This is a genomic window from Terriglobales bacterium (assembly GCA_035543055.1).
GTDB lineage: Bacteria > Acidobacteriota > Terriglobia > Terriglobales > Acidobacteriaceae > JAIQFD01.
The window spans coordinates 1-10,036 of record DATKKJ010000031.1 but is presented as its reverse complement, the minus strand read 5'-3'; the positions used below and the strand labels follow the sequence as shown (position 1 = coordinate 10,036).

At 63.8% G+C, this 10,036-nt stretch carries 9 protein-coding genes; 3 read left to right on the top strand and 6 right to left on the bottom strand.

Going from position 1 to position 10,036, the window contains the following annotated elements; all coding sequences use genetic code 11:
• Positions 1-604 (top strand): 3-deoxy-manno-octulosonate cytidylyltransferase (gene kdsB, locus VMS96_02085; protein HVP42188.1); only part of this gene is annotated, 604 nt, incomplete at its 5' end.
• Between the two features lie 312 nt (positions 605-916).
• On the opposite strand, the gene VMS96_02080 is transcribed toward kdsB, so the two are convergent.
• The 6 genes from VMS96_02080 to coaD all read right to left on the bottom strand — a co-directional run bounded on the left by VMS96_02080 (position 917) and on the right by coaD (position 7,889).
• The gene (locus tag VMS96_02080) at positions 917-2,062 is read right to left on the bottom strand and encodes a M48 family metallopeptidase (protein HVP42187.1); all 1,146 of its coding nucleotides are present in this window, start codon (positions 2,060-2,062) and stop codon (positions 917-919) included.
• Positions 2,063-2,196: 134 nt separating this feature from the next.
• Positions 2,197-3,633 carry a phosphoglucomutase/phosphomannomutase family protein gene (locus tag VMS96_02075; GenBank protein ID HVP42186.1) on the bottom strand — a complete coding sequence of 479 codons (1,437 nt, stop codon included), beginning with the start codon at positions 3,631-3,633 and terminating at the stop codon, positions 2,197-2,199.
• Between the two features lie 83 nt (positions 3,634-3,716).
• Positions 3,717-4,847, bottom strand: coding sequence for a mannose-1-phosphate guanylyltransferase (locus tag VMS96_02070; GenBank protein ID HVP42185.1), 1,131 nt, complete (start codon positions 4,845-4,847; stop codon positions 3,717-3,719).
• 82 nt (positions 4,848-4,929) lie between these two features.
• On the bottom strand, positions 4,930-5,976 hold the full coding sequence (locus tag VMS96_02065) for a type I phosphomannose isomerase catalytic subunit (protein HVP42184.1): 1,047 nt from the start codon (positions 5,974-5,976) through the stop codon (positions 4,930-4,932).
• Between the two features lie 183 nt (positions 5,977-6,159).
• The gene (locus tag VMS96_02060) at positions 6,160-7,356 is read right to left on the bottom strand and encodes a pyridoxal phosphate-dependent aminotransferase (protein ID HVP42183.1); all 1,197 of its coding nucleotides are present in this window, start codon (positions 7,354-7,356) and stop codon (positions 6,160-6,162) included.
• A complete protein-coding gene (gene coaD / locus VMS96_02055) occupies positions 7,356-7,889 on the bottom strand; it encodes a pantetheine-phosphate adenylyltransferase (GenBank protein ID HVP42182.1) in 534 nt (177 codons plus the stop codon). Before coaD ends, VMS96_02060 begins: the two co-directional genes overlap by 1 nt.
• 172 nt (positions 7,890-8,061) lie before the next feature.
• Between coaD and VMS96_02050 the strand changes: the two genes are divergently transcribed.
• Both VMS96_02050 and VMS96_02045 read left to right on the top strand, forming a co-directional pair.
• Complete coding sequence (locus tag VMS96_02050) at positions 8,062-9,048, top strand: DUF1385 domain-containing protein (GenBank protein ID HVP42181.1); 987 nt, start codon at positions 8,062-8,064, stop codon at positions 9,046-9,048.
• A gap of 502 nt (positions 9,049-9,550) precedes the next feature.
• Positions 9,551-10,036: PCRF domain-containing protein (locus VMS96_02045; GenBank protein ID HVP42180.1), on the top strand; the 486-nt coding region annotated here is incomplete at its 3' end.

Genomic DNA, 10,036 nt, shown 5'->3' with positions numbered 1-10,036 from the left:
TTCCTCCTTATTAGACGACGTGATCGTGGCTACGGATGCGGAGGAGATCCTCGACTTCTGCAGCAGGCAGGGGTTCCACGCGCGGATGACCCGGAAAGACCATCGCAGCGGCACCGACCGGGTACGCGAGGTGGCGTGCTCGGTGGCGGCGGAGGTGTACGTGAACGTGCAGGGCGATGAGCCGCTGGCGCGCCCGGAGCATGTCGAAGCGCTGCTGGGATGCTTCAAAGACCCGTCGGTGCAGGTGGCAACGGTGAAGACACCGTGCCCGGCGGAAGACGTCGGGAACCCGAACACGGTGAAGGTGGTGACCGATCTGGCGGGGAACGCGCTGTACTTCTCCCGGGCAGCGATCCCGTTCGACCGAGATGGCAGCGGGCCAAAATACTTCAAGCATCTGGGTTTCTACGCGTACAAGAAGGCCGCGCTCGACCGGTTCTGCGCTCTACCCGAATCGTCGCTGGAACGCAGCGAACGGCTGGAGCAGTTGCGGTTCCTGGAGAACGGCATCCCCATCCGGGTGGCGGAGACGCCGTTCGACACCATCGGGGTGGATACGGAAGAGGACCGGCGGAAGGTGGAAGAGATCCTGAGAAAAAGGTAGCGCTGCAATTGCGCTCGGGCTCACGGCCTCGCGCGCGTCTGTCGCCCCTAAAGGGGCTTACATCCATTTGGGACCTTTACCCAGGGCTTCCGCCCTGGGCTAACCTCTTGTCACCCGCTGAGCGGGCTCCGGAGAATCTCTTTCTTCCTTGTTGGAAACCTCCCGCCTAAAGGCGGAGGCTTCCACCGGCCCGCGCGAGGGCGCGCGGGCTACTTTGTGTGAAACCTTGCAGAAGGTAGGGGTCCTTCGACGTCGCTCAGGATGACAGATGCACACGACTTCGCAGCAACGCGCACTGGAAAGCTGCCCGGGTCATCGCTTCGCGGCCCAGGCTTCGGCGGCGGAGATGCGCTTGGAGATGGCGGGGTGGGAGTGGAAGAACCACTCGACGAAGCGCGAGGGAGCGCGCTCGGCCAGGTTCTGGGCGGCCAGCTTGTTCATGGAGGTCACGAAGGGGCCGATGCCGGGAATGGAGTTCCAGGCGTAGCGGTCGGCCTGGCGCTCGTTGTAGCGGGAGTAGGCGTTCATGACCGGCATCAGCAGGAATGAGAGCACGGTGGAGACCAGGGCCAGCAGGGGGAAGTTGGCGAAGTCGTCGAGGCGGCCGTCGAACATGGACAGGTGGTCGACGGCGTAACGCAGGACCTCGGCGGCGACCCAGAACCCGGCCAGGGTGATGCCGGCCTGCACCAGGATGGATTTGAAGATGTGCTTGTGGACGTGGTGGCCGAGCTCGTGGGCGAGGATGGCCTCGATCTCGTCGGGGGTGTAGTTCTCCAGCAGGGTGTCGGCCAGGATGATACGGCGGGTGCGGCCCAGCCCGGTAAGGGCGGCGTTCGCCTTCTTGCTTTTCTCCGAAAGCTTCCATTCATAGATGCCGCGGACGCGGGTGCCGGCGCGCTCGCTCAGGCGCAGCAGCCGGGCCTTGAGGTCCTCGTTCTCCAGCGGCTTGAACTTGTAGAACAAGGGGAAGAGGACCACGGGGGCGATCTGGGCAAAGACGACGAACAGCACGAGAAAGACGGCCCAGGCGATCAGCCACCAGTGCTGGGGAGAGAAACGGATGGTCGCATAGACAAGTTCCACCAGGATGACGGCGATGACCAGGCCGACCAGCCAGCCCTTCAGCTCGTCCCAGATCCAGGAGCGGACCTTCTGATTGGAAAGCTGATAGTGGTGCTCGAGGCGGAAGCTGTAGATGTCGAAGCCGAGGCCGATGAACTTGCCGAGCACGGAGAGCATGGCGACGTAGTAGAAGACCGCGAGGGCATAGTGCTGGCGGGCGCCGCTGTAGGACCAGTCGCGGAGCTTGGTGGTCCAGCCGGTGGCCAGCAGGACGACCAGCAGGGCAAAGCCGAGGAGCGCGTCGGCGATGCCGACACGGCGGCGGATGCGGTTATAACGCCGCGCCTCGGGCGTGTCAGGCTGCGGCCGATTGTCTGCGCCGAGAAGAGAGATGCGCGCCCCCTTGTCCAGATTCTATCCGCTCCCGGCGAAAAGCCTCACCACAAAGGACACGAAGGAAGCACGAAGGTACACGAAGGAAAAAGCAGGTCCCTCACGACTGAAGTCGTTCGGGATGACACTGTCCTCTAGCCCGCCGTAGCTTTTTCGAGCACGAAGTCTTCGGCGGCGGAGAGGATCTCCGCGACCAGTTGGGGCGAGGAGGCCTCGGAATAGACGCGCAGCAGGGGCTCGGTGCCGGAGGCGCGCAGCAGCACCCAGGCTTCAGCGCCGTTGCCGTTGCGGGGGGCGTCGAGGAAGAGCTTGATGCCGTCGAGGTCGCTGCGGCGCACGACGCGGTGGGGACCGAGGCTGGACAGGGTCGCGGCGGAGGAGGCGCGGCGGATGGCGCTCTGCTTGAGGTCGTCGGGAATGTGCAGGTCGCGGCGTCCGAAGTAATGCGGCCCGTACTCCTTCTGCAGGCGGTCCACGAGCTGGGCCAGGGTCTTGCCTTCCTCGGCCATGATGTTGGCGAGCAGCAGGGAGTTGAGGATGCCGTCGCGCTCGGGCAGGTGACGGGTGATGCCGATGCCGCCGGATTCCTCACCGCCGACCAGGACCTGGTCGTTGAGCATGAGATCGCAGATGTGCTTGAAGCCGATGCCGCACTCGTGCAGCTTGCGCCCGTAGCGGGTGGCGATGCGGTCGAGCATGCCGGTGGTGTTGAAGGCGCGCACCACGGCCCCGGTCCAGTCGGGACGGCGCTCCAGCAGCCATTGCAGGATGACGGCGAAACACTTGTGCGCGTCCACGAAGCTGCCGTCCTCGGCGATGGCGCCGATGCGGTCGGCGTCGCCGTCGGTGGCGAAGCCGGCGTGGCAGTGCTCGCGCTCGACGGCCTCGCGCAGCGCCTGGATGTGGGGCTCGATGGGCTCGGGATTGACGCCGCCGAAGAGCGGGTCCAGCTCCTGGCGGATGCCGACGTGCCGGATGCCGCGGGCGCCGAAGATGCCGGTGAGCACGCCGCGTCCGGAGCCGTACATGCTGTCCACGGCGATGTTGAAGCCGGCGCGGGCGATGCGGTCGAGGTCGGCGAAGCGGGTGATGGCGTCGATGTAGGGCGCCTTGAAGTCGGTCTCGGTGACCTGGCCGCCGCTCTGCCGGGCGAGCGGCTCGGGCTGCAGCTCGGCCTCGATCTTCTTCATGATGGTGGCGGTGGCGGAGCCGCCGTATCCCGCTTTGTACTTCACTCCGTTCCACTGCCAGGGATTGTGGCTGGAAGTGACCACCAAGCCGCCGGCGGCATTGAACTTCTTCACCGCGTAGGAGACGGCGGGGGTAGGCAGGTGATCGTTCGACAAGCGTACGGGGATGCCGGTGGCAGCGATGACCTCGGCGGCGATGCGGGCGGCTTGCAGGGAGGCAAAGCGAGTGTCGTAGCCGACGACCAGGCCCTGCTTCGCATCCTCATGCTTGTGGACGTAGGCGGCCACGGCGGCGGCGACGCGGCGCACGTTGTCGAAGGTGAAGTCGTCGGCGATGATGCCGCGCCAGCCGTCGGTGCCGAACTTGATCTCAGCCGCCATCAAAACCCTTTAACCGCCGAGAACGCAGAGAAAATCGTTTCGTGATTCCTCTGCGAGCTCTGCGTTCTCTGCGGTGAAATCATTTATAGAAGTCTGGTCAATTTCTTCGTATCGAGGTGCTTCACGACCTTGCCGACGTCCTGGGCGCGGTCGCGGGTGGTGATGAGCAGAGCATCTTCGGTCTCGACCACCACCAGGTTCTCCACACCCACCGCGGCTACGAACTTCTTGGGCGCGTAAATGTAATTGCCGCTGGCATCGAGGACGACGGAATCGGCGCCCTCGATCACGTTGCCGTCCTTGCCCGCCTTGCCCCGGATGACCGCGTGATGCTCGTAGAGCGCGGCCCAGGAGCCGAGGTCGTTCCAACCGAAATCGGCAGGAATGCAGAAGAGGTTGGACGCGTGCTCGCCCTTGGCCGAGCGGGGCTCGAGCACCGCGTAGTCCACGCTGATGTTCTCGCATTTGGGATACAACCTGCGGAGGGTGGCGGCGAACTGGCGGGTACCGTAGCTGCGGGCGATCTTTTCAAGATAGGGCGCGGTCCCCGACAAGTGCTCGCGGAGGGCGCTGGTCAGTGTGCGGGCGCGCCACACGAACATGCCGCTGTTCCAGAAATAATTGCCGGAGGCGAGGAACTCTTCGGCCTTCTCCAGGTTCGGTTTCTCGGTAAAGCGATGAACGTGAAGCACACCGGACTTCCACTTCGCGCCGGATTCGATATACCCGTAACCGGTCTCGGGGCGAGTAGGCTGCATGCCCATGACGACGATGTTCTCGCCGGCAGCAGCGATTGCGGCGGCTTTGGTTACAACCTTGCGGAAGCGGGCGGCGTCGAGGATGACGTGGTCGGCGGGGAAGAGGCCGAGCACGGCGTCGGGATCAAGGCGCTCCAGGATGAAGGCGGCGAGGCCGATGGCGGGCGCGGTATTGCGGCCGACGGGCTCGGCGATGACCCGTTCTTTCTTCAGCTTGGGAACCTGGCGGGCAATGACGTCGCGCAGGTCGTTGTTGGTGATGACCCAAAAATTCGAGAGGGGCGCCAGCGGCAGGAGGCGGGCCACCGTGTCCTGGATCATGGTCTTGGTGCCGTCGAGGGCCAGGACCTGCTTGGCGGTGCGCTTGCGGCTGCGCGGCCAGAAGCGGGTGCCGCGTCCGCCGGCGAGGATGACGGGATAGAAGTTGCGGGTTGCGAGTTGCGGGTTGCGAGTCAAATCAGAAGCTCACCACAAAGGACACCCTTCGGCTTCGCCTCAGGGCAGGCTACGTTAACACGAAGGACACGAAGGAAAACATTCAGGGCTCGGCGGCGGTGTCGAATCCGGTGAGGGAGGTTTCGGGTTGGGCTGTCGCGCCTGTAGGGGCAAGCGTTATATCGAGCACGTCAGCTTCCCACTGCCCTTCCACCTCGTATATCGAGACAGACGCGGGAATGACAATGACATCTCCCGGATGGAAAGCAACGGAGCTTACCCCTGGTAGGTTTTCGTTCACTCTGCCGCCTCCGCTTAAAGCGACAACGATCCTGAAATTCGCGACCCTGTCGTTCCGGCCAACCATCGACCCCGGCCCTAAGTGGCGCTTCCAAATCTCGAAACAGGGCGATTGCACCAGGCGAATGCTAGGGGGCGATACCAGAAGCCTGACCCTAGTAGGGTCCTCCTCTACCACCGATGGCTTTACTTTCCCGGCCCTTGTCTTCTCTTTCGCCGCCATCAGACCCTGCTCGACGTGCAGCTCGCGGGGGCGGCCGTAGTCGTAGAGGCGGTACGTCGTGTCGGAGTTCTGCTGGGTCTCGACCAGGATGGAGCCCGGGCCGATGGCGTGGACGGTGCCCGCGTCCACGTAGATGAGCTCTCCTTTATTAATGGGAATCCAGTTGAGGAGCAATTCGGCGCGTTTCTGGGCGATGGCTTCAGCGAGCTGCTGCTTGGTGATACCGGGCTTGAGGCCGAGGCCGACCTGGGCGCCGGGCTGGGCGTCGAGCACATACCAGCACTCGGTCTTGCCGCAGGGCTGGCCGATCTGGCGGGCGGCTTCGTCGTCGGGGTGGACCTGGACGCTGAGCTTCTCGCGCGGGAAAAGGAACTTGATGAGCAGGGGGAAGCGCGAGGTGTTGGGGCAGTTGTCGCCGAGGAAGGCTTTGCCGTACTCGCGACACAGATCTTGAAGACTGCGGCCCTTCAGCGGGCCGTTGGCGACCTTGCAGGTGTCGGCGGTGAGCCAGGCCTCGCCGATGGGCTGGCCTTCGGCTTTCTTGTCGTAGATGGGGGAGAGGTCGCGAGCGCCCCAGGGGCGCTCCTTGAATTCGGGCTCGAGCAGGAATGGGTAAAGTTCGGTCATTCGCCAGGGGAAGAAGCGGTACCTAGTTTAGAGCTTTTCCCGGGGGAGATGTGTTGCCGGATGTAAAACGGAACGGCAACGGACCTTGGCCGAAGTGCCTGCGGGCGGCACGGGAGGTGTGGAGCACCAGCGGGGTCCTTCACTCGGGCGTTCGCCCTCGTTCAGGATGACAGCCGTGCAGCGTCAGAGCGTCGCGAAGAGTTTGGCCATGCGCTCCAGGCCGCGGTCCAGTTCCTTCTGCGAGGTGGCGTAGGAGATGCGGATGTGCTCGCGGGTACCGAAGCCCTCGCCGGGCACCACCACCACGTGGGCCTCGTGCAGCAGCCGGCGGGCGACCTCGGAGGCCGAGTTCACCGTCTTGCCGAAAAGCTTCGAGAGGTTGGGATAGACATAGAACGCCCCCTCGGGGCGGGCGCAGGTCACGCCGGGAATCCGCTTCAGGCCGGCGACCACGTGGTCGCGCAGGCGGATCCACTCGGCCAGCATCTCGTCCACGCACCTCTGGTCGCTGTTCAGGGCGGCGAGCGCGGCCTTCTGCACGATGGAGGTCGGGTTGGAGGTGGACTGGCTCTGCAGCTTGATCATGGCGGAGACGACAGCCGCCGGCGCCAGGGCGTAGCCGAGCCGCCATCCGGTCATGGAGTAGGTCTTGGAGAGCGAGCCGATGATGACGGTGCGGTCGCGGAACTCGCGCAGCGAGCCCACCGAGAAGCGGCGCCCGGTGAAGTTCAGGTAGACGTAGCACTCGTCGGAGACGACCCAGATGCCACGCTCGTGCGCCAGGCGCAGGATGGAGGTCATGTCGTCGGGGCTGAGGACGGCACCCGAGGGGTTCGAGGGCGAATTCAGGATGATGACCTTGGTGCGCGGGGTGAGGGCGCGCTCGATCATCTGCGGGGTGAGGCGGAAGTCCTGGCTCTCGTCGGTCTCGATGTACGCGGGGACGCCGCCGGCGTAGCGCACGATGTCCTTGAATGAGACCCAGTAGGGCACGGGGATGATGACTTCGTCGCCATGGTCCACCAGCACCTGGACGGCGTTGAACAGGGCGTGCTTGCCGCCGACCGAGGCGATGCACTCCTCACGCTTGAAGTCGGAATCGAAGTCCACGGTGTGGCGGTGCACGATGGCATCACGCAGTTCGGCGGTGCCGCCCACCGGGGTGTACTTGGTGAAGTTGGCGTGGATGGCGGCGATGGCCGCGTCCTTGATGTGCTGCGGGGTGGCGAAGTGGGGCTCGCCGGCGCCGAAATCCACCAGGTCCACGCCCTGGGCGCGGAGCTTCTCGGCTTCGCCGACCACCGCCAGGGTGGCCGAGACCTCGATGCGGTTGATGCGCTCGGTGAGATGCGTCGGTTTCACTGCGGCCTGGGTAGCCATCACTTTTTCTTCCTTATCCTGACAGTAGGGTTGGCGATCTGCGGCTTGGGGGGCCGGACTTTGGCGCGCAGGCGCCGCTCGACCAGTTCCGGGACCAGGCCCGTGACCGAGCCGCCCAGACAGAAGATCTCCTTGATGAGACGGGAGCTCAGGTAGGAGTACTTCTCGGCGGGCATCATGAAGACGGTCTCCAGCCGGCGGTCGAGCTTGCGGTTCATGAGGGCCATCTGCAGCTCGTACTCATAGTCGCTGATGGCGCGTATGCCGCGCAGGATGACGTTGGCTTTACGGTCGCGGGCGTAATCCACCAGCAAGCCGCCAAAGGATTCGATGGTCACGTTACGGTAGCGGGCGGTCAACTGCTGGAGCATCTCGCAGCGCTCGGGGACGGTGAACAGCGGGTGTTTCTCGGCGTTGCGGAGCACGGCGACGATGAGGTGTTCGAAAATGGAGCTGCCGCGCTCGATGAGGTCGAGATGCCCGTTGGTCGGGGGGTCGAACGAGCCCGGATAAATGGCGATGCGGCGATGCAAGCGTCCTCGTAGAGATGAAGGCGCAATGATTGTAAGGCTTTGGCGGATGGCGGGCTAGCCCCTGTCTGGCCGACCCCCTGGCGCCGCGGTTTGACACCGGCAGAGATCGCCGATAGGCTGTTGCCACTCCCCTCTGGAATCGTTTGTTCCTGGGTTATCATCAAATAAGGACATGGGATTCTTGTGCCAATTCGGACGGCTGCTGGCGGCCACTCAGCTGCTTCCCGCCCTGGAAAGCGGGGAGGAGACGCTGGTGGGCGGGCAGGCAGTGCTGGAGGGCGTGATGATGCGCTCGCCGCACGCCTGGGGAATCGCCGTGCGCAAGCCGTCGGGAGAGATCGCCTCGCATGCGGAGCCCATCGACCGGCCGTCGGAGAAGCGTCCGTGGCTAGGCTGGCCGTTCATCCGCGGGCTGGCGACGCTGGGCCAGGCCATGATGCTGGGCTTCCGCGCGCTGCGCTTCTCGGCCAACGTGGCGCTGGACGAGGTCCCGCGCGAGGAAGGCGAGAAGAAGCTGGAATTGAGCGGATGGCTGGCCGCGGTCAACATCCTGATCTCGGTCGGATTCTTCATCTTCTTTTACAAGTTCGTGCCGCTGGTGGCGGCGACCCAGTTGAAGACGCGCTTCGCGGCGCTGAATAACAACATCGTCTTCAACCTGGCCGATGGCCTGATCCGAGTGGTGCTGTTCCTGCTGTTCATCTGGGGGATCTCGCTGTGGAAGGACATCCGGCGGGTGTACGAGTACCACGGGGCGGAGCACAAGACCGTGTTCGCCTTCGAGGCCAAGGACCCGCTGGAGACCGCCGCGGTACAGAGGTATTCGACCTTCCACCCGCGCTGCGGCACCAGCTTCCTGATGACGGTGATGCTGATCTCGATGGGGATCTACGCGCTGGTGCCCTACACCACGTTCTGGGCGCGCTTCGGGGCGCGCATCGCGCTGCTGCCGGTGATCGCCGGGGTGTCGTATGAGATCATCCGCTTCGCGGCGAAGCGGCGCTCGTCGCTGTTCGCTTTAATGACGTTGCCGGGCCTGTGGATGCAACGGATCACCACGCAACCACCGGCGGATGAGCAGGTGGAATGCGCCATCCACGCGCTGAATCAAGCGATGGAGCTGGAAAAGCAGCGTGGCGGAGAGTTAGTGCTTGCCTAGCGGGGCCTCCCGCTAACTATCCTTCTACCAGCTACAATTCCAAGTCATATGTCGTCGGTCGTCGGCCCTCGGTCGTCGGCCACGAGGAGGACTCATGAGTGGGTCTTACAAGGACTTGCGAGTTTGGTAGCAAGCGGTGCAGCTGGGACTAGCGATTTACCGAGTAACAGCGGAATTTCCGAAGCACGAGGTTTACGGACTTCGGCAGCAAGTACGTAGAGCAGCTGTTTCGGTTGCGAGCAACATTGCTGAAGGGAAAGGCCGACGAACAGATCGTGATTTTGTAAGTTTCCTTTAACGGGCGCGGGGATCGCTGCTCGAGGTCGAGACACAAACGATTTTCGCGCGGGAATTGAAATACATAAGAGAGGACGAGGCTTCGGAAGTTCTGGGAATGACGGCAGCAATCGGCAGCAGCCTTACGGGTTTGATCAATGCCCTGCAAGAACATGAGGCCGAGGTGGCTCACGTTTGAGCGGCCGACGACCGAAGACCGAAGACAATGTTCGAGCGTTTAGACCAGATCGAAGCCAAGTACGAAGAGCTGACGCAGGCGCTGGCGTCGCCGGAGACCATCTCCGACTCGTCGAAGTACCAGAAGACCGCCAAGGCACATGCCGAGCTGTCGGAGATCGTGGAGAAGTACCGCGAATACAAGTCCTTGAAGAAGGGCATCGCCGAGAGCAAGCAACTGGTGGCGGATGAGAGCGACGCCGACATGCGGGCCTACGCGCAGGAAGAGCTGACGCGGCTGGAAGAACGCATGGCCGCCGTCGAACAGGAGCTGAAGACGCTGCTCATCCCCAAAGACCCGAACGACGAGAAGAACGTGATCCTGGAGATCCGGGCCGGCACCGGCGGCGACGAGGCCACGCTGTTCGCGGCGGAGATGTTCCGCATGTACTCGCGCTACGCCGAGACCCAGCGCTGGAAGGTGGACGTGTTGAACAGGTCGGAGTCCGGCGTGGGCGGGCTGAAGGAGATCATC